Here is a 25,649-nt window from a genome sequence, read left to right on the forward strand (position 1 = left end):
TGGTCACAATGCCAACCATCTTATTCTGAATCAAGTGACTAAATTGCTTAAAAACAATAACTTAACTTTCAACCAAAGCTGCAAGAACATCACGAAACCAAGAGGTACAACAATATCGCAAAAGTTAGACATCTTTGTCTAAATAACTGCATGCGTCAGATCACATTATTCCAAGATATTTCATGAGGTCTCTTTTTATCGTTGCTAATTTGCATCTGGCAACACCGGCAAGGATTCGATTAGCTATTTCAACCAAGGGACAATATATGCTCAGTCAAATTCAACGTTTTGGCGGAGCAATGTTCACTCCTGTACTGCTTTTTCCTTTTGCAGGTATGGTAGTAGGCATTGCAATTATGCTGAAAAACCCGATGTTTGTCGGTGAATCACTGGCAAACCCACAAGGATTATTCTTCCAGATCATCCATATTATTGAAGAGGGTGGCTGGACAGTATTCAGGAATATGCCGCTTATATTTGCGATTGGCCTGCCAATCGGTCTGGCAAATAAGGCACAAGCCAGAGCCTGTCTGGCTGTATTGGTCAGTTTCATGACCTGGAACTATTTTATCAACGCCATGGGCATGACCTGGGGCAGTTATTTCGGGGTCGACTTCAGTCAGGATATAGGGGGTGAAAGTGGCCTCGCCATGGTAGCGGGGATCAAGACCCTGGATACCAGCATCATAGGGGCCATCGTCATCTCCGGCACCGTGACGGCACTGCACAACCGCCTGTTTGATCGCCAACTGCCGGTCTTTCTCGGCATCTTTCAGGGCAGCTCCTTTGTCACCATTGTCGCCTTCTTCGTGATGATCCCCTGTGCCTGGCTGACCCTGCTTGGCTGGCCAAAAGTACAGATGGGCATCGCCTCCCTGCAGAATTTCATGCTGATCTCGGGTCCGGTCGGGGTGTGGGTATACACCTTCCTCGAGCGGATTTTGATCCCGACCGGCCTGCATCACTTTATCTACGGCCCCTTCATCTTCGGCCCAGCGGCAGTAGAGGGGGGCATTCAACTCTACTGGGCGCAGCACATGCTGGAGTTCAGCCAGAGCACTCGCCCGCTGATTGAACAGTTCCCTCAGGGTGGCTTTGCCCTGCATGGCAACTCGAAGATTTTCGGTGCCATGGGGATTGCCCTGGCCATCTATGCCACGGCAGCCAAAGAGAACAAGGCCAAGGTTGCAGGCCTGCTGATCCCGGCCACCCTGACCGCCATTCTGGTCGGCATCACCGAGCCGCTGGAGTTCACCTTCCTCTTCATCTCGCCGCTGCTGTTTGCCATCCACGCCCTGCTGGCAGCCACCATGTCGACTGTGATGTACCTGTTTGGTGTGGTCGGCAACATGGGTGGAGGTCTGCTCGACCAGTTCCTGCCGCAGAACTGGATACCCATGTTCCACAACCATGCGGGAATGATGTTCACCCAGATCGCTATCGGATTGGTCTTTACCGGCATCTGGTTCCTGATATTCCGCGCGCTGATTATCAGGCTCAATCTTAAAACACCGGGCCGGGAAGACAGTGAAATAAAGCTTTATTCCAAGTCAGATTATCAGGCAGCCAAAAACCAGCGTAGCAGTGATAGTGCAACACAAATTATCGAAGCGCTTGGTGGAGTCAAAAATATACGCAGTCTGAATAATTGTGCCACGCGCTTAAGAATATCGCTGGTTAACAGCAAGCTAGCAGATGCAGATGAGGAGTTTATTAAATTGGGAGCCCATGGTGTCGTCCGCCATGGCGATAGTATCCAGGTAATTATCGGTCTGCATGTACCTCAGGTACGTGAAAATATGGAATCGATTATGAACAACAGTCATCAACAATCGTCTTTAGTAATGGAGTCATGATCATGAAAAAATTCTCTGTAGTCATTGCCGGTGGTGGTAGCACTTTTACTCCAGGTATCGTTCTGATGTTGCTGGAAAATCAGCATCGCTTCCCGCTCAAGGAGATCAAATTCTACGACAACGATGGTGCCCGTCAGGAGATCATCGCCGAAGCCTGCAAAATCTTGCTGAAAGAGAAGGCTCCCGAGATCGCCTTCAGCTATGGCACCGACCCCAAAGCAGCGTTTAGCGATGTAGATTTCGTCATGGCCCATATCCGGGTTGGCAAATATCCGATGCGCGAGCTGGACGAGAAGATCCCGCTGCGTCATGGCGTGGTCGGTCAGGAGACCTGCGGCCCGGGCGGTATCGCCTATGGCATGCGCTCCATCGGCGGAGTGCTGGAGCTGGTCGACTATATGGAGCAGTACTCACCCAATGCCTGGATGCTCAACTACTCCAACCCGGCCGCCATCGTCGCCGAAGCGACCCGTCGCCTGCGTCCCAACGCCAAAATTCTCAACATCTGCGACATGCCGATCGGGATCGAGGGGCGCATGGCCCAGATTGCCGGTCTCAAATCCCGCAAAGAGATGCGGGTACGCTACTACGGCCTCAACCACTTTGGCTGGTGGACCCGCATCGAGGATCTGGAAGGCAACGACCTGATGCCGAAGATCAAGGAGCACGTTGCCCGCCACGGCTATGTGCCCAACAGCGCCAGTCATGCCGAAGCCAGCTGGAACGATACCTTCGCCAAGGCAAAGGATGTATGGGCGCTCGACCCGGATACCCTGCCCAACACCTATCTGAAGTACTACCTCTACCCGGACTATGTGGTGGCCCACTCCAACCCGGAACACACTCGCGCCAACGAAGTAATGGAGCACCGCGAGAAGCAGGTCTTTACCGCTTGCACCGAGATCGTCAAGGCAGGCAACTCAGCAGCTGGCGAGCTGGAGATCGATGAACACGCCTCCTATATCGTGGATCTGGCAACCGCCATCGCCTTCAACACTCAGGAGCGGATGCTGCTGATCGTACCCAATCGCGGCGCTATCCCCAACTTTGACCCGGAAGCCATGGTCGAGATCCCCTGCCTGGTCGGCAGCAGTGGGCCAGAGCCGTTGCAGGTGGGCAGCATCCCGCTGTTCCAGCAGGGCATGATGGGCCAACAGGTCGCGGTCGAGAAACTGGTGGTCGAAGCCTGGGTTGAGCACTCTTACCAGAAGCTGTGGCAAGCCATCACCCTCTCCAAGACAGTACCTAGCGCCTCGGTGGCCAAGTCCATTCTCGATGACTTGATAGAGGCCAACAAAGCCTACTGGCCGGAACTGAAATAAACCGCCCATAAACAAAAACCCCCTCGTGACAGAGGGGGTTTTTCGTGTTGGCAACGGGTGCGGATTAACGCAGCGGTTTGACCGAGCGACGGACGATCAGCTCGGGCTGTACCGTCATCGATTCCACTTCCAGCTCCTTGTTGCGGATCCGGCTGACCAGATGCTTCACCGCCAGCTGGCCCAGTTCGGCCTTCGGGTGACGGATGGTGGTCAGCGGCGGGCTGGAGAAGCGCGCCATCTCCACATCGTCGTAGCCGATGATGGAGATATCGTCCGGCACCTTGACTCCGGCTTCCCAGGCAGCGCAAATCGCGCCGATCGCCATGGGATCGTCGAAGGCAAAGACCGCGGTCGGACGAGGCTGCAGGGCCAGGATGCGCTGCATGGCATCGAAGCCGCTCTGGCTCTCGTAATCCCCTTCAAAGACCTGTTCATCTTTGAGGGTCAGACCGTGCTCGCCCAGCGCATCACGTACCCCGTCCAGCCGCTGCTGGGTGGTCGGCTTGGAGAGCTGGCCAGTGATGCAGACGATGTCGCGGTGCCCCAGCTCCAGCAGATGGCGTACGGCCATGCGGGCGCCGATGCGGGCGTTGTCGTTGATGACGTTGGCGAAATCGCACTCCGTCCCCCAATCCAGTACCACCTGCGGCACGTTCTTGTGGATGCGCAGCATGTCGCGCAACGGGGTGTCGATATCGGTCCCCAATACCAGCAGACCATCCACCCGTTTTTCCATCAGCATTCTCAGGTAATGCTGTTGGCGAGGCGGCTGGTTTTCGGTGTTGCAGAGGATCAGGCTGTAGCCCTGTTCGAAGCAGTACGCTTCAACCCCTTGCACCACTTCCGCGAAGAAGGGGTTTACGCTGGTGGTCACCAGCATGCCAATGGTCTTGGTCGAATTTATCTTAAGACTGCGCGCTACCGAGTTGGGCGCGTAGTTGAGTTCTGCCACCGCCTCAATCACTTTCTGGGTCGCGTCTTCGCTGACCCGCCGAGTGTGGTTGAGCACATGTGAGACGGTGGAGATGGATACGCCTGCGCGCGAGGCGACATCCTTGATAGTGGCCATCTCTGTCTCCTGACTGTCAAAGGCGGAACATTAGCAGATTTCCCGAATAAAGGCTTGGTTTTAACGGGCTCTGCCACGGAATTGTCAATGCCGGCTAATTTAGGCGCTCATTTCTGTTTGCGCAAACGATTAATGGTCAAAATGGGAGCACCATCAGAGTAAAATATCACCAGACTAATCCTCTGTGCTTCATCATAATCACCTCTGGTTACCAAGATGTTAAGGCGAAGAATCGATACTAAATTCCAATTCAACACAAATGACAGGTCATTTATTTCAAAATAAGCCCACCCCACCCCCTCTGGTTAGTATCTTTAACAGCTTGTTATTGCCCCGTGAGGAATGATAGAACCATACCTATAGCCGGATGCACGGGATGTCGATCCGGAATGGCACTCGTAAATGAAACAATCCACTGATTAAGGGACGAATCAATGCATAAGTTGAGCAAAATCACAGTTGGCGCAGCGGTTTCTTTGGCTCTGTTTGGATCGATCTCCATCGCCCACGCGGCAGACACCATCAAGATAGGTATCGCAGGCCCGCTCACCGGCCCGGTTGCCCAGTACGGGGACATGCAGTTCACCGGCGGCAAGATGGCGGTCGAGCAAATCAACAAGGCTGGCGGTATCAATGGCAAGCAGATCGAAGCCGTCATCTATGACGATGCCTGTGATCCCAAGCAGGCGGTAGCCATCGCCAACAAGGTGGTGAATGATGGCGTCAAGTTCGTGGTCGGCCACCTCTGCTCCGACAATACCCTGCCCGCCTCCGACATCTATGAAGACGAGGGGATCCTGATGGTCACCCCCGCCTCCACCAACCCCAAGATCACCGAGCGCGGTTACCAGCTGACTCTGCGCACCATCGGTCTGGATAGCGATCAGGGCCCGACTGCCGCCAAGTACATCATCGAGCAGGTCAAACCCCAGCGCGTCGCCGTTATCCACGACAAGAAGCAGTACGGTGAAGGGATCGCCTCCAGCGTCAAAGCAGCACTGGACAAGGCTGGCGTGAAGGTGGTGGCCTATGAAGGGATCACCGCCGGTGACAAGGACTTCTCCGCCCTGATCGCCAAGCTGCAGAAAGAGAACGTCGATTTCGTCTACTACGGCGGCTATCACCCTGAGCTGGGCCTGATCCTGCGTCAGGCTGGCGAGAAGGGGCTGAAAGCCAAGTTCATGGGCCCGGAAGGGGTCGGTAACAAGGATATCTCCGCCATCGGCGGCCCGGCTTCCGAAGGCCTGCTGGTGACCCTGCCGAACAAATACGATCTGGTGCCTGCCAACGCCCCGCTGGTGGCGGCGTTCAAGGCCAAGGGTCAGGACTCCTCCGGCCCGTTCGTCTGGACCACCTATGCCGCGGTGCAGAGCCTGGCTGCCGGTATCGCCAAGGCGGGTGAAGATGACCCGGCCGCCGTTGCCGCCGCCATCAAGGCCGCACCGATCGATACCGTGATGGGCCCCCTGACCTGGGCACCTAACGGTGACCTGAAAGGCTTCGAATTTGGTGTGTTCCAGTGGCACGCTGACGGTACTTCCAGCCAAGTCAAATAATCTGCCGATCGGGGGTGAGTACGCTCACCCCCTCCTCTCTTTGCGGGCAAGTACAGGGAACGCAGTATGTCCGAACACCTCCTTTATCTCGTTCAGCAACTGCTGAACGGATTAACCATAGGCAGCACCTATGCGTTGATCGCCATTGGCTACACCATGGTCTATGGCATCATCGGCATGATCAACTTCGCCCACGGCGAGGTTTACATGATCGGCTCCTATGTCGCTTTCATGGTGATGGCGGGGCTCATGATGATGGGCATCGACAGCACCTTTCTACTGCTGGGGGGCGCCTTCCTGGTCAGTATCATCATCACCGGCACCTATGGCTGGAGCATCGAGCGAGTCGCCTACCGGCCACTGCGCGGTGGCAACCGGCTGATCCCCCTCATCTCCGCCATCGGCATGTCGATCTTCTTGCAGAACATGATGCGCATGGCTCAGGGCTCGCGGGATATCGCCATGCCCAGCCTGATCTCAGGTGGCTGGACCCTGGGGGGTGAGGATGGTTTTCAGGCCAGCCTCTCCTATATGCAGCTGATCATTTTCGTGGTGACTTTCATCACCATGCTGGCGCTGACCCAGTTCATCGGCCGCTCCCGCATGGGCCGCGCCTGCCGCGCCTGTTCGGAAGATATCAAGATGGCCAATCTGCTGGGCATCGACACCCACGTGGTCATCTCCATCACCTTCGTGCTGGGGGCTGCACTGGCCGCCGTGGCCGGGGTGCTGCTCGGCATGTATTACGGCGTCATCAACCCCTACCTCGGCTTTATGGCCGGTCTGAAGGCCTTCACTGCCGCAGTATTGGGCGGTATCGGCAGCATTCCGGGCGCCGTACTGGGCGGCCTGCTGCTGGGGGTGGTTGAAGCGCTCACCGCCGGTTATCTCAGCACCGAGTACAAAGATGTGATGGCGTTTGCCCTGCTCATCTTTGTGCTGCTCTTTATGCCTACTGGCATCTTGGGTCGTCCGGAAGTGGAGAAAGTGTGATGAAACATCAATTGATCCACGCCTGTATCGCCAGCCTGGTGCTGCTGGTGCTCTCCTTCTGGCTGCTCGGCTTCAAGCTGGAGACCGATGGCTCCAGCCTGCAGGTAGTGAGCCGCCTCGATGTGTCGCTGGCCTGGCTACTGGGGGGCGCCACCATTGTTTTCTGGTTCCAGATGCTGCGCGGCCAGATTGCCAAGCTGTTTCAGGCCTCCATCAGCGGCTTCTCGGTCGGCTTCACCAAGCTGGTGCTGCCGAGCCCGGAAGAGGCGCCCAAGCTCTATAACCTCACCGCCGTGCTGGTGCTGCTGTTTGCGGTGAGCTGGCCCTTTATGGCTTCTCGCGGCGCCATCGATCTCGCCACCCTCACCCTGATTTACATCATGCTGGGGCTGGGGCTGAACGTGGTGGTCGGCCTCGCCGGTCTGCTCGATCTCGGCTATGTCGGCTTCTACGCGGTCGGTGCCTACAGCTATGCCCTACTCAACACCTACTTCGGACTGAGCTTCTGGGAGTGCCTGCCCATCGCCGGGCTGATGGCCGCTACCTTCGGCTTCCTGCTCGGTTTCCCGGTGCTGCGGCTGCGGGGGGACTATCTGGCCATCGTCACCCTGGGTTTTGGCGAGATCATCCGCATCCTGCTCAACAACATGACTACCCTGACCGGCGGCCCGAACGGGATCTCCGGCATCCCCAAGCCGACGCTGGGGGGGCTGGAGTTCAACCGCACCGTCAAGGATGGGGGCTTTGATACCTTCCACAACTTCTTCGGCATTACCTACAACGCCAACCACAAGGTGATCTTCCTCTACCTGATGGCGCTGGTGCTGGTGGTGGTGACCCTGTTCGTCATCAACCGCCTGCTGCGCATGCCCCTTGGCCGAGCCTGGGAAGCGCTGCGGGAAGATGAGATCGCCTGCAAATCGCTGGGGCTCAACCCCACCATCATCAAGCTGACCGCCTTCACCATAGGCGCCACCTTCGCAGGCTTCGCGGGGAGTTTCTTTGCCTCGCGGCAGGGCTTTATCAGCCCGGAATCCTTCGTCTTTATCGAGTCGGCCATTGTGCTGGCGATTGTGGTGCTGGGCGGCATGGGCTCCCAGATCGGGGTTGTGCTGGCAGCCATCGTGATGACGGTGCTGCCGGAGCTGGCCCGCGAGTTCAACGAGTACCGCATGCTGATGTTCGGCCTCTTGATGGTGTTCATGATGATCTGGCGACCACAGGGATTGCTGCCGATGACCCGTCCGCATCTGGAGTTGAAGAAATGAGTACTCATCAGAAGTTAATGGAAGTCTCTGATTTGTCGATGCGCTTCGGCGGCCTGCTGGCAGTCAACGGGGTAAAACTGGATATCGACAAGGGCGAGGTGATCTCCATCATCGGCCCCAACGGCGCGGGCAAGACCACCATCTTCAACTGCCTGACCGGCTTCTACTGCCCGAGCGGCGGCATCATCCGCTACAAGGGTGAGGAGATCCAGGGGTTGCCCGGCCACCTCATCGCCCGCAAGGGGATTGTGCGTACCTTTCAGCATGTGCGGCTGTTCAAGGAGATGACAGCGGTGGAGAACCTGCTGGTTGCCCAGCACCAGCACCTCAACACCAGCTTTATCGCCGGTCTGTTCAAGACCCCGGCCTTCCGCCGGGCGGAGCAGGAGGGGCTGGAGCGGGCCGCCTTCTGGCTGGATAAAGTGGGCCTCAAGGATCTTGCCAACCGCGCCGCCGGTAATCTGGCCTACGGTCAGCAGCGCCGCCTCGAGATCGCCCGCTGCATGGCGACCCGTCCCGAGCTGCTGATGCTGGATGAACCTGCTGCCGGCCTCAACCCGAAGGAGACCGACGAGCTGGACGAGCTCATCATGAGCCTGCGGGACGAATTCGGGGTCTCGGTGCTGCTGATCGAACACGATATGAAGCTGGTGATGGGCATCTCCAACCGCATCTTCGTGGTCAGCCAGGGCACCCCGCTGGCCCATGGCAAGCCGGATGAGATCCGTAACAACCCGGCAGTGATCAAGGCCTATCTGGGCGAGTCGTAAGGAAAACAAGATGTTAGAACTTCGCAACGTATCGACCCACTACGGCAAAATTCAGGCGCTGCACGATGTTAGCGTCGAGGTGAAAGAGGGGGAAATCGTCACCCTGATCGGCGCCAACGGCGCGGGCAAGACTACCCTGCTGATGACCCTCTGCGGCGAGCCCAAGCCCAGCAGCGGCTCCATCTGGTTTGAGGGGGAACAGATCAGCTCCCTCACCACCGCCCGCATCATGCGCAAGGATATCGCCGTGGTGCCGGAGGGGCGCCGTATCTTCGCCCGCCTGACGGTGGAGGAGAACCTGCTGATGGGCGCCTTCTTCGTCGACAAGGCCGAGCAGCATGGCCTGCTGGATCAGGTGTTCACCCTGTTCCCGCGCCTGCATGAGCGACTGGAGCAGCGCGCAGGCACCATGTCCGGCGGCGAGCAGCAGATGCTGGCCATCGGCCGCGCCCTGATGAGCAAACCGCGCCTGCTGCTGCTGGATGAACCCTCGCTGGGGCTGGCCCCCATCGTCATTCAGCAGATCTTCGACACCATCGAACAGTTGCGGCAGAAGGGGATGACCATCTTTCTGGTGGAACAGAACGCCAACCAGGCGCTCAAGCTGGCCGACCGCGGCTATGTGCTGGAGAACGGCCACGTGGTGCTGCAAGACACGGGCGCCGCCCTGCTGGCCAACCCGGCGGTGCGGCAGGCTTATCTGGGCGGTTAACCCACTCACCCGCATGCCATATCAACAAGGGAGCCGCTGGCTCCCTTATCTTTTGTGGGGTTAGTTTGCGCCCAAGCTTGCGGTACACTGGCCCGTAATCAACCTATTCGCAGGACATCCCGATGGACCAGTTTGCCCATATCAATGCCCATGATGCCCACCAGAAACTGAGCGCGGGTGAAGCCCGTCTGGTGGATATTCGCGACCCGCAATCCTTTGAAGCGGCCCACGCGGTCGGCGCCTTCCACCTCACCAACGGCACCCTGGTGCGCTTTATGAACGAAGTGGATTTCGATACCCCGGTCATCGTGATGTGCTATCACGGCAACAGCAGTCAGGGGGCCGCCCAATACCTGCTGCAACAGGGTTATGACGAGGTCTACAGTCTGGATGGCGGTTTCGAGGCGTGGCGCCGGGAGTTTCCCATCGAGGCTGGCGAGGCATGATCCAGCTGCTAGTGCTCGACAACGCCCGCATGGCACAAGCGCTGGTGGACTATCTGGCGACCCTGGGGATCTCCTGCGAGCTGACCCAGTCCGAGCTGGGGGTCACCATCTGGTTGGCGGACGAGCTACGCCTTGCCCAAGCCCAGCTGGAGGTGAAGCGCTTTCTGGCCGAGCCGGGCCACCCGCGCTATATGGAAGCCTCCTGGCAATCCGGCCGCGCCGATGCCCGCATCGACTACAGCAAGGGGATGACGGATCCCATCACCGATTTCCTCCATCAGGCGGGGCCACTGACGCTGGTGGTGATCATCGCCTGCCTCGCCATCTACGGCATCGAGGCCATCGGCCTACCCATCTACGATGAACTGGCATTCCACCCGACGCTGGCCCAGTTCACCGACTGGCAGGCGTGGCGCTATTTCACCCCCGCCCTGATCCACTTCTCGGTACTCCATCTGGTGTTCAACTTGCTGTGGTGGTGGTATCTCGGCGGTCAGATCGAGCAGCGCCTTGGCAGCGGCAAGCTGCTGATCCTGCTGCTGGTGGGCGCCGCCCTGCCCAATATCGCCGAGTTCTTCGCCAGCGGCCCGCTGTTTGGCGGCCTCTCCGGCGTGGTCTATGCCCTGCTCGGCTACTGCTGGCTGCGCAGCAAGCTGCAACCGGCCTGTGGCCTGACTCTGCCACCGGCGCTGATGGGCTTTATGCTGTTCTGGATGGTGCTCGGCTTCTTCGACATGCTCGGAACCAGCACCGCCAACATCGCCCACCTGACCGGCCTGCTGGTCGGCCTGCTGCAAGGCTGGCTGGATCGCAACCACCAGCCGACCTGATTATTCAGCAGTTTCAGAAACGAGAAAGCCGCCCCGAAGGGCGGCGTTTGCTTATGGTCTGCGCAGTTACTGCTTGAGCAGGGTGTCGTCAGTCACCTTGACCGCCGCACCGCCACTCATAAAGAAGCTGGCGAACTGGGTCTGGCTCTCGGTGGTGACCGCGCCAGTCGGATCAAAGTTCTCGTCAGGGGCCAGCAGCGAGCTATGGCCCCCTTTCAGGAAGCGCGCAGCATGGTGACCCGCCGGGAGCACGCCGGAACCCTTCAGCTCTTGCAAACCCAGTACCCGGAACAGCGGCTCGGTACCACCCAAAGGCGCGGAGGCGATGCTGTTGGGGATCACCTGATCCGGTAAGCTGAGCGCCCCATCACCAACAATTTCGGTGGCGAACAGCGGGAAGCTCTTGGCGACGCCACTGCCCAGATTGATCGGGTCGGCAGAGTCCAGCACTGACTGGGCGGCAAAGGTATAGCTCTGCAAGGTGCTCGCAGCCCCCGCCTGAGTAGCCGCATCCAGACTGGGCAGGAACTCGTTCACGAAACAGGTCGGCACCGCCGTCTGGCAACCGGGAGCATAAGCCTCAAACCCGGCCTTCAACTCAGGACTGCCCGAGGTGAGCACGCTCATCTTGATGGTCGGCCCGAAGCTCGGCGAGTTGAGCAGCAGCGGGGCGATGCCGCCACCCGGCATCGCAAGACCGCCGGTATCGAACTTGAACAGGGCATCAGCCTGAGCACTGCCGGTGGTCTGGTTGGCTACAGCCAGCAGATTGGCCCCGGTAATGGCACCGAGTGAGTGACCGAGGAAATGCACCTTCAGACCAGCACCACCCAATTGGCCACCCAGCCCCTTGGCATTGGCCAGACCGACAGCCAGGCGAAGGCCAAGCAGATCGGCCACGCTCTGTTTCAGGTTGTCCCGCGCCACCGTCAGATAACCCAAATTCAGATAGGGAGTCGGGTTCTCGGAGGTGGTGACGGTATCCATGCTGCCGCTCAGGGCATAGCCACGCTCACCGTGCAGCGGGTGATCGATCACCACCACAGCAACCACCTTGTTCACTGATGGGTCTAACCCGGCACCTATCTGGCTCAGCGCCAGCGCATAGGCGTTCTCCTTGATGGAGGTGACCCCGTGCTGATAGATGATCACATCGGTGACAGTGCTGAGGTCAGTGGTGGGGGCAAAGATCCGCAGCGGTACAGATTGTACTTCGGTCAGGGTCGGCAGCGGGTTGAAACGACCGATATTGCGCTCGGCATCCAGCGGCTTGCCACCCGAGGTGAGGGTCACCCCGATCAGCTTGCTCGCCTCCCTCAGCAGATCGGCCTGACGGCTCGGATCGGCGATCAGCTCACCCAGCAGTACTGGGTCCACACCCGCCCCGACCAGCCCACCGATCACCTCGGTATCACCCGCTTTCAACGCATTGGCGATGGCATAGAGGCTGTGAATGGCGCCATGCCAAGATTGGGTCTTGGCCTTGTCCCAGGAGCCGGCTATCGCTGGAGTAGAGAGGAAGTAAGGGAGCTTGACGGCACCGGTATACACCTTGGTCACCGCCGCGATGCCGTTCAATGTGGCATTGGCAGCGACAGCGGCAGCAATCGCATCCCGATCATCTTGAGGCAAGAATGGCTCGTTCGCCAGCTGGGTCAGGAAGGATACCCCGCCATTGAGCGCATCAATCGTATAGGTCCCCGGCAGGCTGGTGTTGCCTTTGGCGTCCTGCTTCCACAACGATGCGGCATCCAGGGTCGGGCTCTGCAACACGGTGGCCGCAGCTCCCTTCACAGCCAGCAGCACATCGGCGCCAGATTGGGTGGCAAACCAGTCGGAGAAAATCACCCGATCGCCGGTAATCCCGGTAGCGGCCTTGAACAACGCTTCCTGCAGCGCAATCAGGCTGCTGATGGTCTGCTCCTGCGCGGTTGCACCAGCCGTCGATTTGAAGTTGCTGTAATCACCGCCGGCCTTGAGCGGCGTACCACGACTGTCCTTGAGGGAGTCGGTCGCCACGATCATGTAGTAGGAAGAGGGATTGAGCGGCTTGAGCGGAACCAGATTGAGTTTGCCGCCACCATCACTCACCACAAAGTCAGTGCCATAGGTCAGAGTCTTATTGTTCTTCACTCCAACGGGTCGCTGAGTCACCGGATCCAGTACCAGCTCCAGCAGGTAGAGGGGCGCAACGGCAGAGACATACTCGCTGGCCGCCGGGGCCGGCACAGAGACACCGGTCACGGTCGCCGGTACCAGCTGGACGGGTTGGGTGGTTGACCAGCCATCAAGGGTGGAGAGGGCAGATACCGGGTTCGACAGATCAGCAGTTTCTGTCGAAAACTTCAGGGTACCATCGCTGGCGCGGGGGGCCAGCACACTCGGGCGAAGTCCATTGGCTCCACTCAGGGCATAGTCCAGGGAGCTGGTAGTATCTCCCTTGTTGTCATCTCCACCACATCCGCTCAGCAGAGCGCTGACAACAGCTGCATAAATTAGCTTCTTCTTCATTTTTTATTCTCTTTTTATAGGGTTGTTATCCATCACCAGCCAACGAGGCCATCACGACCGCGACTGCAAGACGTTAACATAAAACCAACAACCAACGAGACTCATGTTGGTCATCTTCTGCTCAGGTTTGTGGCGAGAATCAAGGTTTTACGTCAACAAAGGGGCGCAAGGGTAACAACAGTGAGTGATTAACCAGACCCGACCAGCCAGCGGGCACCATCACGACTAAAAAGCCGCCGCGATCTCGGCAAAGTGAGGGAATTGTCGGTAGAATGTCCGCCAACGCTTAAGGAGGACATCATGATCGACCCGAAGAAACTGGAAGAGATCGCCAAGCAGGTGCACAACTCCCTGCCACCCGGCATTCGCAGCATGGGTGAAGAGGCCGAGAAGAAGATGCGTCAGGTACTGCAAGCGCAGCTGGGCAAGCTGGATCTGGTCAGCCGTGAAGAGTTCGACGTGCAGACCAAGGTGCTGCTGCGTACCCGGGAAAAACTGGCCGCCCTCGAAAGCAAGCTGGCTCAGCTCGAGCAGCAGCTCGGCGCCAAAGGCGAATAACGAAAACCCCAGCTCAGCTGGGGTTTTTGCTTTGTATTGAACCTGTAAAAAGCATCACACCTGAAGCAGATACCAGGCCCGCTTGCCGCGCGCCTTGGCCTCGTACATGGCCCGGTCGGCCACCTCCAATGCCTGTCGGAAGCTCAATGGTTGCTCCTCCCACAGGGCGATGCCGATACTCAGCCCCACCCGCTGCGGGCAACCGGGTTTGGGCACGTAACCATGCATCCGGCAGATCAGGGCATCGGCCAGATGAGCCAGAGCATGGTTTGATACATCACGATGCAGATAAACCACAAACTCGTCACCGCCGTAACGGCCGCACAGGGCAGAGCCCGGCATAATGAGACGCAACCACTCCGCCATCTGCTGCAGTACCTGATCACCACAAGCGTGGCCCAACTGGTCATTGATCCCCTTGAAGTCATCCAGATCGATAAAGAGCAGTGCCCCCGTCCCTTGTGGCGGCTGTAGAGCGAACGCCTTGCCAAATCCCTGCCGGTTGAGCAGGCCGGTGAGCGCATCGCAGTTGGCACGCTCTGCCAGCCGCTGCTCATAAGCCTTGCGCTGGGTGATATCGATATGGGAGCCCATGATCCGCAATGGCCTGCCCTCATCATCCCACTCCACTACGCGACCACGATCCCACAGCCAGGTGATCTCCCCGGCCGGGCTGATGGTGCGGTATTCAGCTTCGTAGAAGGGCGTTTTCCTCTCAAGGTGGGCAAAGTAGCTGCCCATGGCATGGGCGCGATCGTCGGGATGGAGCTTGGCGCTCCACTGATCGAAATGAGGGGCCATATCGCCAGCCTGAAAGTTCTGCAGATTGAAGACCCGCAGTTCGCCGGTGGGAATGGTGCCCTGCCAGAGACAGATGCCGGTGCCATCGAGGGCGGCATTGAGCTTCTCCTGCAACAGGCCGTTTTCATGCTGCAAAGCGGCGATCTCTGCCTGCAAACGGGCAAACGCATCACCACCGGAGGAGGGTTCCGGCATGGCGGCCAGCTCAGTCGCGCAGGGTGCCTCCCGATCATACCCGGGTTGCCCCCTTGCCTCTTTGCTTAACACTGCGCCTCCTTGTGCTTGCTCTATGGATGCTCTTGTCAATCCAAACAAAGATGCCACCAGCCAAGCCAGATTAGTAGCCATTCATAGCCAAAATATTGAAAAATAATGGGATAACGCCGCGATAATCCAACCATTCGGTACGATCAGGTACTGCGGCAGCCACAAAAACAAAAGCCCCCGGCAAAACCGGGGGCTGCGTCATCCAAGCGGGGATCCCGTCAGATAAATTCGTAGGCGTCACCGAAGATGCGCTCCGGCTCGGCGCCGAGGATCTTGAACTCCTCACGCGCGGCCCCCGCCATCTCGAAGCGACCGGCGACATAGATGTCGTAGTCGTGGAGGCTGACGAAGTCATCCATGATCGCCTTGTGCACCAGTCCGCTCTTGCCGGTCCAGTCAGCATCCGGCTCCTGCACCACCGGGATAAAGGTGAGCGGCGCATAGTCACGCTCCCACTGCTGCATCTGCTCCAGTTCGTAGAGCCAGTGAGCCTGACGTACCCCCCAGTAGAAGAACACCGGGCGCTTGCTGCCTGTGTCGATCAGATATTCCAGAATGGAGCGGGCGTAAGAGAAGCCGGTGCCGCCCGCCATCAGGATCAGCGGACGGGGAGACTCATCGCGCAGGAACGCCTTGCCAGCCGGCAATTCGACCTCGATCTCCCCCTGCTCGCGCATGCGGGCCAGCACCTGACCGGCATAGGCGTTCTCGGGAGTGGCACCAATTTGCAGCTCCAGCACGCCCGGGCGGGTCGGCGAGTTGGCGATGGAGAAGGGGCGCTTGTCCGAATCGCTCATCACCACCAGCAGATACTGGCCCGGCTTGAAGCTGATCGCTTGCTGCGGCGCCAGGGCCACATGCCAGATGGTGTCGACATATTCGCGCAGTTCCTCTACGCGGCATTTGATACGTTGCATTCTTGTCCTTGTGGCGGGCTCGCTCGGCCCGCTTCGCTCATTGTTTCACTATGGAGTGACGACCAGCAGCCCTGGCCCCGTCAGTCGAGAATACTCAAATCAGTGCGGATCGCATCACTTTTTGCAGCAAAGCTCTCATGTTTGCCTCATCCGAGGATATTGAGCTCATCCCAGATGGCATCGACCTTCTGCTTCACCGCCTCATCCTGCACTATGGGTTGACCCCACTCCCGATTGGTCTCGCCCGGCCACTTGTTGGTGGCATCCAGCCCCATCTTGGAGCCGAGGCCGGAGATCGGCGAGGCGAAGTCCAGATAGTCGATCGGGGTGTGCTCGATCAAGGTGGTGTCCCGTGCCGGGTCCATCCGGGTGGTGATGGCCCAGATCACATCCTTCCAGTCGCGAGCGTTGACGTCATCGTCACACACCACCACGAACTTGGTGTACATGAACTGGCGCAGGAATGACCAGACTCCCAGCATCACCCGCTTGGCATGGCCCGGGTAGCGTTTCTTGATGGTCACCACCGCCATCCGGTAGGAGCACCCCTCCGGCGGCAGATAGAAGTCCACAATCTCGGGGAACTGCTTCTGCAGCAGCGGCACGAACACCTCGTTCAGCGCCAGACCCAGCACCGCCGGTTCATCAGGCGGACGGCCGGTGTAGGTACTGTGATAGATGGCATCGCGCCGCTTGGTGATGTGGGTGATGGTGAAGACCGGGAACTCGTCCACCTCGTTGTAGTAACCGGTGTGGTCGCCATAGGGCCCTTCCGGCGCCATTTCGCCCGGTTCCAGATAGCCTTCCAGCACGATTTCTGCGCTGGCGGGCACCTCCAGATCGCAGCTGATGGCCTTGATCACCTCGGTACGACTGCCACGTAGCAGACCGGCAAAGGCATATTCGGAGAGAGTATCCGGCACCGGCGTCACCGCGCCGAGAATGGTCGCGGGATCGGCGCCAAGTGCCACCACCACCGGGAATCGCTCACCGGGATGGGACTCCTGCCACTCGCGAAAATCGATGGCACCGCCACGATGATCCAGCCAGCGCATGATCAGCTTGTTTTTGGCGATCTTCTGCTGGCGATAGATGCCGAGGTTCTGGCGCTTCTTGTAGGGGCCACGGGTGATGGTGAGGCCCCAGGTGACCAGCGGTGCCACATCGCCGGGCCAGCAGTGCTGGATCGGGATCTGGTCGAGATCGACCGCATCTCCCTCCTGCACCACCTGCTGGCAGGGGGCGGAAGAGAGCCGCTTGGTCGGCATGTTGAGCACCTGCTTGAAGATCGGCAGCTTCTCCATCAGCTCCTTGAATCCCTTGGGCGGCTCGGGCTCCTTGAGATAGGAGAGCCAGACCCCGACCTGACGCAGGGCGCCCACATCGGGCTGCCCCATGCCCATGGCAACCCGATCCGGGGTACCGAACAGGTTGGTCAGCACCGGCATGGTGTAGCCTTTGGGATTTTCGAACAGCAGAGCCGGGCCACCCGCACGCAGGGTGCGATCGCTGATCTCGGTCATCTCCAGATAGGGATCTATCTCGCGGGTGATGCGCTTGAGTTGTCCGTTTTGTTCCAGCTGCGCGATGAAATCACGCAAATCCTTGTATTTCATGCAAGTTCCCAACCGGGTTCAGGAGGTCACGCATTATAACCCTGGCTGCCCATCGGGTGTACCCGAATCGGGCAGCAGACTCGGTGCAATGGGTGGCATGTCACGCTGGCCGAGGCGTCTGGCCAGCGCAGAGAGCAGCTGGGGCTCGTCCACCTCCATCAACAGACCGGCCACCAGCGCCCCGTATTGACGGTTGGAGAGTTCCGCCAGCAGGTATTTCTGGGCCTGCGGCGGCAAGGGGGAGAGCGCGCTCAGATGCCGCAGGGCGGCCCCCTTCAATCCCTCGTTGCCACTGGCGGCAATCAGCAGATCGCTGGCAGCGCTGCCGTGATGGAAGCGGTTGATGGTAGAGAGAGCACGCAGCGCATCCTGATCTGCCGGCCGCCGCCACAGCATGCTATAGAGCGCCGGTTCGCCGGTGCGCTGCAACAGATGGAACAACAGATGATTGTCGGGCAGATAGATATTCTGGCTGGCCAGCGCTTGCACCTCCCGCATCCAGATCGGTTGCGGCAAGGTGTCGAGGGCCAGCAACAGAGCTTGCTGCTGCATGGCGAGATCGGGGTTACTGCTGTAGTAGATGGACTTTAGCTGGAAGCTGCCCTGGGCAAGCTGCTGCCGATAGTGCTGCACCAGTGATTGCAATTGCCACTCCCCCAGCAACTGACGGGCACGCGCGGCAAAATCATAAACCGGTTGCTGCACCAGAAAACCGTCGACCTGCTGCTCCATGAGCCACTCGGGGGCCTTGTCGGCCTGTGCCTCGACCCAGCGTTGCAACGCGGGGGACGCAGGAGCGGTAACCGGAATATCCCGCAGCAGCTGCAACAGCAGGAACTCCCGCCGCTCGCGGCTCAGGGTCGCCAGCAGAGAGTCTATGGCTGCAAATTGCCCCTCCTGCAGACGGCCCGCCAGATAGCGCTGGTGCGTCTGCAACGTCTCGGCTGTCACCGCGACCGGAGCACTCTGCACATAGACTGGCATTGCACTCAGCAACCCCAGCAATAACCAGAAAACAGGCTTCATGACGTCTCCATCCATGTGACATCGGGATCTCATACTACTAGGGCGACCGGAAAACAGATAAACAAAAACCGCGACCAAGGCCGCGGTTTCGTCATTTTCTGACCGGACTTACTTCTGCTGGCGCCGCATGGCGTCGAAGAACTCGTCGTTGGTCTTGGTCATCGCCAGCTTGTCGATGAGGAATTCGATACCGTCGATCTCGCCCATCGGGTGGACAATCTTGCGCAGGATCCACATCTTCTGCAGCTCGTCACCGGAGGTGAGCAGCTCTTCTTTACGAGTACCTGAGCGGGTGATGTCGATGGCCGGGTAGACGCGCTTCTCGGCAATCTTGCGCGAGAGATGCAGTTCCATGTTGCCGGTACCCTTGAACTCTTCGTAGATAACCTCGTCCATTTTGGAACCGGTATCGATCAGCGCGGTGGCGATGATGGTCAGGCTGCCGCCCTCTTCAACATTACGCGCGGCGCCGAAGAAGCGCTTGGGACGGTGCAGGGCGTTGGCATCCACACCACCGGTCAGTACCTTGCCGGATGACGGGATGACGGTGTTGTAGGCACGGGCCAGACGGGTGATGGAGTCCAGCAGGATCACCACGTCTTTCTTGTGTTCGACCAGGCGCTTGGCCTTCTCGATCACCATTTCGGCAACCTGAACGTGACGGGAAGCAGGTTCGTCAAAGGTGGATGCGATCACTTCACCTTTCACCATCCGCTGCATCTCGGTCACTTCTTCCGGACGCTCGTCGATCAGCAGAACGATCAGTTCACAGTCCGGGTGGTTGTAGGCGATGCTCTGGGCGATGTTCTGCAGCAGCATGGTCTTACCGGCCTTGGGCGGCGCCACGATCAGGCCACGCTGGCCTTTACCGATGGGGGAAGCCAGATCCAGTACACGGGCGGTGATATCTTCGGTAGAGCCATTACCCCGTTCCATACGCAGACGTTCGTTGGCATGCAGGGGGGTAAGGTTTTCAAACAGGATCTTGTTGCGGGAGTTTTCCGGACGGTCGTAGTTGACCTCATTGACCTTGAGCAGTGCGAAGTAGCGTTCGCCCTCTTTCGGTGGCCGGATCTTGCCGGAAATGGTATCGCCGGTACGCAGGTTGAAACGGCGGATCTGGCTCGGGGAGACGTAGATATCGTCAGGGCCTGCCAGATAGGAGCCGTCTGCACTGCGCAGGAAGCCGAAACCATCGGTCAGGATTTCCAGCACACCGTCGCCAAAGATATCTTCACCACCCTTGGCGTGCGCCTTGAGGATTGCAAAAATAATATCTTTCTTGTGCGCCCGAGCCAGATTTTCCAACCCCATGGATTCGCCAAGCTTGACCAGCTCGGACACAGGAGTGTTCTTTAATTCAGTCAGATTCATAGTGGTGAAAGTCTGTAAGCAAGGATTGAAATGAGGAGACAGTCTGCTGGATTGATGCTGATCGGATTTGATTGCCAGGCTGTGGTTAGCAAAGAGTCAGGCAAAAAGGTTAGCAAACGAGCGATAAACTAGCACCAATCGGGATGAGCGTCTAGGTGATAAAACACAAGGAGCGCATTATTGCAATGCGCTCCTCTTTAATTATTACAGGTTGCCGTCCAGGAACTCTTTCAGCTGAGTCTTGGACAGTGCACCGACCTTGGTCGCTGCCACTTCGCCATTCTTGAACAGCAAGAGGGTCGGGATACCACGAATGCCGTACTTCGGCGGAGTATCAGAGTTATGGTCGATGTTCAGTTTGGCTACGGTCACGCGACCTTCGTACTCTTGGGCAACTTCTTCCAGGATCGGGGCAATCATCTTGCACGGACCACACCACTCGGCCCAGAAGTCGACCAGAACGGCGCCATCGGCTTTGATTACATCTGCCTCGAAGCTGGCATCGCTCAGCTGAACAATCTTGTCACTCATCTCCAACTCCAGTCAGTAATTAAGGCTTTATTGACATATCAACAAAGGCAATAGTTGCCCTATTTGAAATGATCCTGTTTATTATTGCAAGCCTAACCTGATAACCTACCGCCATGAGCAAAACACACTTAACGACCGACAAATTCGCCCAAATGGGCCTCGAACCCGAAGTTCTGGCTGGTCTGGAATCAAAGGGATTTCACTATTGCACGCCCATCCAGGCACTGTCTCTGCCACTGCTGGTAGAAGGTCATGACCTCGCCGGTCAGGCCCAGACAGGCACCGGCAAGACTATTGCCTTCCTGGCCGCGACATTCAACTATTTGCTGACTCACCCGCTGACCAAGCCCCGTCTGGTTAACCAACCCAGAGCCATCATCATGGCACCCACCCGGGAACTGGCAGTACAGATCTATAACGATGCCGACAGCATCGCCGCCTCTACCGGCCTGAAACTCGGCCTCGCCTACGGCGGCGAAGGTTACGACAAGCAGCTGGCCGTGCTGGAGCAGGGCGTCGACATCCTGATCGGCACTACTGGCCGCATCATCGACTACTTCAAGTCCAAGGTCATCGACCTGAGCAACATTCAGGTCGTGGTACTGGACGAAGCGGATCGCATGTTCGATCTGGGCTTCATCAAGGACATCCGCTTCCTGTTCCGCCGCATGCCGCCCGCGACCGAGCGCCTTAGCATGCTGTTCTCCGCCACACTCTCCCTGCGCGTGCAGGAGTTGGCCTACGAACACATGAACCACCCGGAACATGTGCAGGTCGAGCCGGAGCAGATGACCGGTGTGCGGATCAAGGAGGAGCTGTTCTACCCCTCCAATGAAGACAAGATGTTGCTGCTGCTCTCCCTGATGGAAGAGGAGTGGCCGGAAAAAGCCATCGTCTTCGCCAACACCAAGCATGTCTGTGAAGACGTCCATGCCTGGCTGGAGAATGACGGCCACCGCGTCGGTCTGCTGACCGGTGATGTGCCGCAGAAGAAACGGATGAAGATCCTCGAGGATTTCACCAAGGGTGCGCTCGATATTCTGGTCGCCACCGACGTGGCCGCCCGTGGTCTGCACATCCCTGACGTGACCCACGTCTTCAACTATGACCTGCCCGACGACGCCGAAGACTATGTACACCGTATCGGTCGTACCGGTCGTGCCGGCAAGAGCGGTCACTCCATCAGCCTGGCCTGTGAAGACTATGCCTTCAACCTGCCGGCCATCGAGGAGTACATCCACCACGCCATTCCGGTCAGCAAATATGATCGCGAAGCGCTGCTGGATGACGTGACCCCGCCGAAACGGGTGTTCCGCAACCGTCAGCCGGTGAACCGCAACATGCGGGATCGTCAGGGCGGTGGCAACAGCAACAACCGTCGTCGTCCGCCGCGCAAGAGCTAAGGACAGGCCCGTTGCACAACTCGCCTCTCTATGCCGCTATCGACCTCGGCTCCAACAGCTTTCATATGCTGGTGGTGCGCGAGGTCGCCGGTGCCCTGCGCACCGTCGCCAAGGTCAAGCGCAAGGTTCGCCTCGCAGCCGGGCTCGATCCGGAATTTCGTCTCAGCCGTGCCGCCATGGAGCGGGGCTGGGACTGTTTGCGTCTCTTCTCCGAACAGTTGCAGGACATTCCGGCCGACAATATCCGGGTGGTGGGCACCGCAACCTTACGACTTGCCACCAACGTCGATGAGTTCCTCAGCGAAGCGGAACGGGTACTCAACCACAGCATCGAGATCATCTCGGGCGAGGAAGAGGCCAAGACCATCTATGAAGGGGTCTCCTGGACCTCTGCCGGGGAAGGCAACCGGCTGGTGATCGACATCGGCGGTGCCAGTACCGAACTGGTGATCGGCGAACATAGCGAAGCAAAACTGCTCAACAGCCTGCACATGGGCTGCGTCACCTGGCTCAACAATCACTTCGGTGATGGCGAGCTCTCCGAAGCCCGTTTCGAGCAGGCGATTGCCGCCGCCAAGGCGGTGCTGGAGAAGGTGGCGGATGATTACCGAGCCCTTGGCTGGCGCACCTGCGTTGGCGCCTCCGGCACGGTACAGGCGCTGCAAGAGATCATGCTGGCGCAAGGGAAGAGCGAGCGGGTCACCCTGCCGAAACTGCAGGAGCTGATGGGTCAGGCCATCGCCTGCGGCAAGCTCGACCGGCTGCAGCTGGAAGGGCTGGCGGCCGAGCGGCTGACAGTGTTCCCCTCCGGCCTCGCCATCCTGATTGCCATCTTCGAAACCCTCGATATCGAGAGCATGACCCTCGCGGGTGGCGCCCTGCGTGAAGGACTGATCTACGGTCTGCTTGGCAACAATCACGACTGTGATGCCCGGGATCGTACCGCCGACAGCCTGATCAGCCGCTATCAGCTGGATAAAGAGCACGCCGAACGGGTGCGCGATACCGCCGTCGAGGCGTTCAACCTGCTGCAACCGGCCTGGCGACTCTCCAAACGCTACGGCCGCCCAATCTTGCGTTATGCTGCCCTGCTGCACGAGATCGGCCTCTGTATCGAGTACAAGAAGGCGCCGCAACACGCCGCCTACATCATCGACAACATCGACATGCCGGGCTTTACCCCTGCGCAAAAGAAGCTGTTGTCGGCCCTGCTGTTCAACCAGCGGGACGAATTCAAGCTGGAACCACTGGAGAAACAGGGTGCAGTCACCGGTCGTCAGGCGATCCGGCTGGCCCGTATCCTGCGCATCGCGCTGATCCTCTGCATGCGCCGCACCCAGGGCACAGTGCCCAGCTTCACCCTGCAGGCAGAAGAGGAGTCACTGACCCTGACCCTGCCCAAGGGCTGGATGGATGAACACTACCTGCGTGCCAGCGAGCTGCGCCTCGAGGTAGAGCGCCAGCAGAAAATGGGCTGGCCCACCCGCCTGCTGGAAGCCTGATTGGGCCACGCCCAATCAGTGCCCCGGCGTTCCGACAATCTCTTTCGCAGCCAACACTGGTGCTACTCAGGCCTGCACCTTGATGTTATTGGGCTGACGGGCAGATCCCGCCCTTGCGTCTGGGCCCAGCCTCCCCTTCATGACCAACGTTCGACTAGAGTTGGGGTGTCTTCATAACCAACCGGAATGGACGCCATGAAATCCTTGACTCTGATCGGACTGACCACCCTGCTCACCGCCTGCGGCGGTGGTGGCGACAGCAATAGCCAACCACAACCAGCCCAGCTCTCGCTGGCCTTCTCCGACGCCCCGGTGGATGCGGTCAGCAAGGTCTGCATCGCCGTCGCCAACATCAGCATCCACCCCGTCGCCGGCAACGAACAGATCTGGACCACCGCCAGTTTTCTCACCTCGGCCCAGGACGATGGCTGCACCCCGAGCGGCGAGACGATACCGCTCGACAGTGCAGACCGGCCGCAGTTCACCTACATCGACCTGCTGAGTTATCAAGGATCCGCCAGTCGCCCCCTGCTGTCCGGTCAGAGCGTGATGCCCGGTGACTACAGCCAGATGAGGTTGCGGATACTGGATGGACGGGAGGTCAGCAACCAATTTCTGAATGGCACCCCCTACTCCTACGTCAAACGGGATGATGGGGGGATCAAGCCGCTGGAAGTGCCAAGCAGCGAGCTCAAGCTGGATGCCTTCACCATCGCAGCAAACGGCCTCAGCGCCTTCACCACCGAGTTCGACCTGCGCCAGGCCATGGTGCTGCCCGGCCACGAGCAGTACTACAAGCTCAAGCCCAGAGGGGTGCGGCTGGTGAATAACACCCAGGTCACCATCGTCAGGGGCACGGTAGCAGCTGGCTTGTGTGGCGGCCTGCTGACCGACAAGGCTTTCGTCTACTTCTACCAACCCAGAAGTGACGACAACTACCCCGACATGGCGGACAGCGACAACGGCTTCTATGCCAGCGCGCCCGTGTTGCCGCAAAGCGGTGGCGGCTTTGGTTACGAGTTGGGATTTGTTAATCTCGGTAGCTACGATCTGGCGCTGGTCTGCAATGGCCACGAGGACGATCCGGCGCTGGCTGGCGACCCGCTGCAACTGGAACAGGTGCAGAAAGCCCAGGCGGTGGTGGCGCCCGCCACCATCATCAATTTCCAGTAACCGGCGACAAGAGGGCAACCCGCACATGAACACCTACCAACCCATCAGTTGCGATCTCTACGACTGGCTGGAGATCGCCGCCAGCTGGCAGTTGCCGGTCGCGCTGACCAGTCGGGACGGACGTCAGTGGGCGGATCGGATCCGCACCATAGAGGCCCGCGATGGAGTAGAGTATCTCCAGCTGCACAGCGGCGAGCAACTCAGTCTGGCGGATCTGGCGACCATGAGATTCAGCTGGCAGGGAGAGGAGAAGCTGATCCGCTTCGCTCCACCAGCCCAGTCAGACGGCCAATAGATGGCAAGAGGGCCAACCCCATCGGGTTGGCCCTCTTCTTTTACCCCTCGCGTGCGGCGTTATCCCGCCAGCGCCGCCATCACATAGACATCGAAGCGGTTGCTCTTGGTCTCGATAGCCATGCTGGGTTTGTGCTCATTGAGCCAGCCAGCATAGTCCGGTCGCTTCACCACTACCCGCTTTTGTGCCATCTTCAGCGCCGCCGGCAGCAGGGCATCGGCGTCAAGATCCGGCCCCACCAGCGACTGAAACACCCGCATCTCTTTTTTCACCAGCGCCGACTTCTGTTTGTGGGGGAACATGGGGTCGAGGTAGATGACGTCAGGCCGCTCGGTTAGCCCTAGCAAGGTCTCCACCGCCGGGCCGTGCAGCAACTGCATCCGCTCGCGCACCCAGGGGCCAATCTCCGGGTCTTCGGCGGCTCGAGCCAGACCATCCTGCAGCAGGGCGGCTACCACAGGGCTGCGTTCGATCAGGGTCACCTTGCAACCAAGAGAAGCCAGAACGAAGGCATCACGCCCCAGTCCGGCAGTGGCATCCACTACGGTCGGTGTGGCGCCGGCCTTGAGCCCCACTGCCTTGGCGATGGACTGGCCACGACCGCCGCCAAATTTGCGGCGATGGGCGACGGCCCCTTCGACGAAATCCACATAGACGGCCCCCAGCTTGGGCTCATCCAGCTTGCGCAACTCCAGCCGCTCCGGGGTAAACACCAGAGCAAACAGGGGAAGGTCGATTTGGCCAAGCTGGCTGGCCAGCGCGTCTGCCTGCGCGGCCTTGGCGGGGTCTTCGAGGAGGATTTGCATGGTCTCTGGATGCGTTCTAAGTTCAGTGAAGCGAGTGTACCACAACC

At 59.0% G+C, this 25,649-nt stretch carries 23 protein-coding genes; 14 read left to right on the forward strand and 9 right to left on the reverse strand.

The window, feature by feature from the left end; translation table 11 throughout:
- Positions 1–266: 266 nt before the first annotated feature.
- On the forward strand, positions 267–1,856 hold the full coding sequence (locus tag G5380_RS19195) for an alpha-glucoside-specific PTS transporter subunit IIBC (RefSeq protein WP_227343141.1): 1,590 nt from the start codon (positions 267–269) through the stop codon (positions 1,854–1,856).
- A complete protein-coding gene (locus tag G5380_RS19200; RefSeq protein ID WP_227341656.1) occupies positions 1,853–3,178 on the forward strand; it encodes a 6-phospho-alpha-glucosidase in 1,326 nt (441 codons plus the stop codon). Before G5380_RS19195 ends, G5380_RS19200 begins: the two co-directional genes overlap by 4 nt.
- 64 nt (positions 3,179–3,242) lie before the next feature.
- Here G5380_RS19200 and G5380_RS19205 read toward each other — a convergent pair whose 3' ends face one another.
- On the reverse strand, positions 3,243–4,247 hold the full coding sequence (locus G5380_RS19205; protein WP_005355925.1) for a substrate-binding domain-containing protein: 1,005 nt from the start codon (positions 4,245–4,247) through the stop codon (positions 3,243–3,245).
- 434 nt (positions 4,248–4,681) lie between these two features.
- On the opposite strand from G5380_RS19205, the gene G5380_RS19210 reads away from it, so the two are divergent.
- The 7 genes from G5380_RS19210 to glpG all read left to right on the forward strand — a co-directional run bounded on the left by G5380_RS19210 (position 4,682) and on the right by glpG (position 10,822).
- On the forward strand, positions 4,682–5,803 hold the full coding sequence (locus G5380_RS19210) for a branched-chain amino acid ABC transporter substrate-binding protein (protein WP_227341657.1): 1,122 nt from the start codon (positions 4,682–4,684) through the stop codon (positions 5,801–5,803).
- 66 nt (positions 5,804–5,869) lie between these two features.
- Positions 5,870–6,796, forward strand: coding sequence for a high-affinity branched-chain amino acid ABC transporter permease LivH (gene livH, locus G5380_RS19215; protein WP_005339439.1), 927 nt, complete (start codon positions 5,870–5,872; stop codon positions 6,794–6,796).
- Positions 6,796–8,064 carry a high-affinity branched-chain amino acid ABC transporter permease LivM gene (locus G5380_RS19220; protein WP_216952426.1) on the forward strand — a complete coding sequence of 423 codons (1,269 nt, stop codon included), beginning with the start codon at positions 6,796–6,798 and terminating at the stop codon, positions 8,062–8,064. The genes livH and G5380_RS19220 overlap by 1 nt, the downstream gene beginning before the upstream one ends.
- Positions 8,061–8,834: a high-affinity branched-chain amino acid ABC transporter ATP-binding protein LivG gene (gene livG / locus G5380_RS19225; RefSeq protein WP_219296971.1), complete on the forward strand. Its 774-nt coding sequence runs from the start codon at positions 8,061–8,063 to the stop codon at positions 8,832–8,834. The genes G5380_RS19220 and livG overlap by 4 nt, the downstream gene beginning before the upstream one ends.
- Positions 8,835–8,844: 10 nt before the next feature.
- On the forward strand, positions 8,845–9,546 hold the full coding sequence (locus tag G5380_RS19230; RefSeq protein ID WP_005339433.1) for an ABC transporter ATP-binding protein: 702 nt from the start codon (positions 8,845–8,847) through the stop codon (positions 9,544–9,546).
- 122 nt (positions 9,547–9,668) lie between these two features.
- Positions 9,669–9,992: a thiosulfate sulfurtransferase GlpE gene (gene glpE, locus G5380_RS19235; RefSeq protein ID WP_005355913.1), complete on the forward strand. Its 324-nt coding sequence runs from the start codon at positions 9,669–9,671 to the stop codon at positions 9,990–9,992.
- On the forward strand, positions 9,989–10,822 hold the full coding sequence (gene glpG, locus G5380_RS19240) for a rhomboid family intramembrane serine protease GlpG (RefSeq protein WP_265774920.1): 834 nt from the start codon (positions 9,989–9,991) through the stop codon (positions 10,820–10,822). The genes glpE and glpG overlap by 4 nt, the downstream gene beginning before the upstream one ends.
- 66 nt (positions 10,823–10,888) lie before the next feature.
- Here glpG and G5380_RS19245 read toward each other — a convergent pair whose 3' ends face one another.
- Complete coding sequence (locus G5380_RS19245; RefSeq protein WP_421353026.1) at positions 10,889–13,333, reverse strand: VolA/Pla-1 family phospholipase; 2,445 nt, start codon at positions 13,331–13,333, stop codon at positions 10,889–10,891.
- Positions 13,334–13,633: 300 nt separating this feature from the next.
- Here G5380_RS19245 and ubiK point away from each other — a divergent pair, with 300 nt between their 5' ends.
- Positions 13,634–13,891 (forward strand): ubiquinone biosynthesis accessory factor UbiK, encoded by a 258-nt coding sequence (gene ubiK, locus G5380_RS19250; protein ID WP_005339429.1) that lies wholly within the window; start codon positions 13,634–13,636, stop codon positions 13,889–13,891.
- Positions 13,892–13,945: 54 nt separating this feature from the next.
- Here the strand turns inward: ubiK and G5380_RS19255 are convergent, their stop codons facing one another.
- The 6 genes from G5380_RS19255 to trxA all read right to left on the reverse strand — a co-directional run bounded on the left by G5380_RS19255 (position 13,946) and on the right by trxA (position 20,423).
- A complete protein-coding gene (locus G5380_RS19255) occupies positions 13,946–14,959 on the reverse strand; it encodes a sensor domain-containing diguanylate cyclase (protein ID WP_227341660.1) in 1,014 nt (337 codons plus the stop codon).
- 218 nt (positions 14,960–15,177) lie between these two features.
- Entirely contained in the window at positions 15,178–15,876 is a 699-nt protein-coding gene (gene fre, locus G5380_RS19260) for an NAD(P)H-flavin reductase (RefSeq protein WP_058053186.1), read from the reverse strand.
- A gap of 146 nt (positions 15,877–16,022) precedes the next feature.
- The gene (gene ubiD / locus G5380_RS19265) at positions 16,023–17,492 is read right to left on the reverse strand and encodes a 4-hydroxy-3-polyprenylbenzoate decarboxylase (protein WP_421249954.1); all 1,470 of its coding nucleotides are present in this window, start codon (positions 17,490–17,492) and stop codon (positions 16,023–16,025) included.
- A 33-nt stretch (positions 17,493–17,525) separates the two neighbouring features.
- On the reverse strand, positions 17,526–18,518 hold the full coding sequence (locus G5380_RS19270) for a hypothetical protein (protein ID WP_421353027.1): 993 nt from the start codon (positions 18,516–18,518) through the stop codon (positions 17,526–17,528).
- Between the two features lie 108 nt (positions 18,519–18,626).
- Complete coding sequence (gene rho, locus G5380_RS19275; RefSeq protein WP_005339417.1) at positions 18,627–19,892, reverse strand: transcription termination factor Rho; 1,266 nt, start codon at positions 19,890–19,892, stop codon at positions 18,627–18,629.
- 204 nt (positions 19,893–20,096) lie between these two features.
- Positions 20,097–20,423 (reverse strand): thioredoxin TrxA, encoded by a 327-nt coding sequence (gene trxA, locus G5380_RS19280; RefSeq protein WP_005339416.1) that lies wholly within the window; start codon positions 20,421–20,423, stop codon positions 20,097–20,099.
- Between the two features lie 113 nt (positions 20,424–20,536).
- Between trxA and rhlB the strand changes: the two genes are divergently transcribed.
- The 4 genes from rhlB to G5380_RS19300 all read left to right on the forward strand — a co-directional run bounded on the left by rhlB (position 20,537) and on the right by G5380_RS19300 (position 24,796).
- Complete coding sequence (gene rhlB, locus G5380_RS19285) at positions 20,537–21,826, forward strand: ATP-dependent RNA helicase RhlB (RefSeq protein ID WP_005339414.1); 1,290 nt, start codon at positions 20,537–20,539, stop codon at positions 21,824–21,826.
- A gap of 11 nt (positions 21,827–21,837) precedes the next feature.
- Positions 21,838–23,328: a guanosine-5'-triphosphate,3'-diphosphate diphosphatase gene (gene gppA, locus G5380_RS19290; RefSeq protein ID WP_421210052.1), complete on the forward strand. Its 1,491-nt coding sequence runs from the start codon at positions 21,838–21,840 to the stop codon at positions 23,326–23,328.
- A gap of 195 nt (positions 23,329–23,523) precedes the next feature.
- On the forward strand, positions 23,524–24,501 hold the full coding sequence (locus G5380_RS19295; protein WP_266135501.1) for a DUF4382 domain-containing protein: 978 nt from the start codon (positions 23,524–23,526) through the stop codon (positions 24,499–24,501).
- A gap of 25 nt (positions 24,502–24,526) precedes the next feature.
- Positions 24,527–24,796, forward strand: a complete 270-nt coding sequence (locus G5380_RS19300) for a Rho-binding antiterminator (RefSeq protein ID WP_266135500.1) — start codon at positions 24,527–24,529, stop codon at positions 24,794–24,796.
- A gap of 59 nt (positions 24,797–24,855) precedes the next feature.
- Here G5380_RS19300 and G5380_RS19305 read toward each other — a convergent pair whose 3' ends face one another.
- Complete coding sequence (locus G5380_RS19305) at positions 24,856–25,602, reverse strand: class I SAM-dependent methyltransferase (RefSeq protein ID WP_216952437.1); 747 nt, start codon at positions 25,600–25,602, stop codon at positions 24,856–24,858.
- Positions 25,603–25,649: the final 47 nt, after the last annotated feature.

The sequence above is a fragment of the Aeromonas sp. 604443 genome (assembly GCF_049170315.1).
Taxonomy (GTDB): domain Bacteria; phylum Pseudomonadota; class Gammaproteobacteria; order Enterobacterales; family Aeromonadaceae; genus Aeromonas; species Aeromonas veronii_A.

What these genes read in the sequence shown, in the direction of transcription:
- G5380_RS19195 (WP_227343141.1), top strand. Translation starts at nt 267, where the DNA reads ATGCTCAGTCAAATTCAACGTTTTGGCGGAGCAATGTTCACTCCTGTA.
- G5380_RS19200 (WP_227341656.1), top strand. Translation starts at nt 1,853, where the DNA reads ATGATCATGAAAAAATTCTCTGTAGTCATTGCCGGTGGTGGTAGCACT.
- G5380_RS19205 (WP_005355925.1), bottom strand. Translation starts at nt 4,247, where the DNA reads ATGGCCACTATCAAGGATGTCGCCTCGCGCGCAGGCGTATCCATCTCC.
- G5380_RS19210 (WP_227341657.1), top strand. Translation starts at nt 4,682, where the DNA reads ATGCATAAGTTGAGCAAAATCACAGTTGGCGCAGCGGTTTCTTTGGCT.
- livH (WP_005339439.1), top strand. Translation starts at nt 5,870, where the DNA reads ATGTCCGAACACCTCCTTTATCTCGTTCAGCAACTGCTGAACGGATTA.
- G5380_RS19220 (WP_216952426.1), top strand. Translation starts at nt 6,796, where the DNA reads ATGAAACATCAATTGATCCACGCCTGTATCGCCAGCCTGGTGCTGCTG.
- livG (WP_219296971.1), top strand. Translation starts at nt 8,061, where the DNA reads ATGAGTACTCATCAGAAGTTAATGGAAGTCTCTGATTTGTCGATGCGC.
- G5380_RS19230 (WP_005339433.1), top strand. Translation starts at nt 8,845, where the DNA reads ATGTTAGAACTTCGCAACGTATCGACCCACTACGGCAAAATTCAGGCG.
- glpE (WP_005355913.1), top strand. Translation starts at nt 9,669, where the DNA reads ATGGACCAGTTTGCCCATATCAATGCCCATGATGCCCACCAGAAACTG.
- glpG (WP_265774920.1), top strand. Translation starts at nt 9,989, where the DNA reads ATGATCCAGCTGCTAGTGCTCGACAACGCCCGCATGGCACAAGCGCTG.
- G5380_RS19245 (WP_421353026.1), bottom strand. Translation starts at nt 13,333, where the DNA reads ATGAAGAAGAAGCTAATTTATGCAGCTGTTGTCAGCGCTCTGCTGAGC.
- ubiK (WP_005339429.1), top strand. Translation starts at nt 13,634, where the DNA reads ATGATCGACCCGAAGAAACTGGAAGAGATCGCCAAGCAGGTGCACAAC.
- fre (WP_058053186.1), bottom strand. Translation starts at nt 15,876, where the DNA reads ATGCAACGTATCAAATGCCGCGTAGAGGAACTGCGCGAATATGTCGAC.
- ubiD (WP_421249954.1), bottom strand. Translation starts at nt 17,492, where the DNA reads ATGAAATACAAGGATTTGCGTGATTTCATCGCGCAGCTGGAACAAAAC.
- G5380_RS19270 (WP_421353027.1), bottom strand. Translation starts at nt 18,518, where the DNA reads ATGAAGCCTGTTTTCTGGTTATTGCTGGGGTTGCTGAGTGCAATGCCA.
- rho (WP_005339417.1), bottom strand. Translation starts at nt 19,892, where the DNA reads ATGAATCTGACTGAATTAAAGAACACTCCTGTGTCCGAGCTGGTCAAG.
- trxA (WP_005339416.1), bottom strand. Translation starts at nt 20,423, where the DNA reads ATGAGTGACAAGATTGTTCAGCTGAGCGATGCCAGCTTCGAGGCAGAT.
- rhlB (WP_005339414.1), top strand. Translation starts at nt 20,537, where the DNA reads ATGAGCAAAACACACTTAACGACCGACAAATTCGCCCAAATGGGCCTC.
- G5380_RS19295 (WP_266135501.1), top strand. Translation starts at nt 23,524, where the DNA reads ATGAAATCCTTGACTCTGATCGGACTGACCACCCTGCTCACCGCCTGC.
- G5380_RS19300 (WP_266135500.1), top strand. Translation starts at nt 24,527, where the DNA reads ATGAACACCTACCAACCCATCAGTTGCGATCTCTACGACTGGCTGGAG.
- G5380_RS19305 (WP_216952437.1), bottom strand. Translation starts at nt 25,602, where the DNA reads ATGCAAATCCTCCTCGAAGACCCCGCCAAGGCCGCGCAGGCAGACGCG.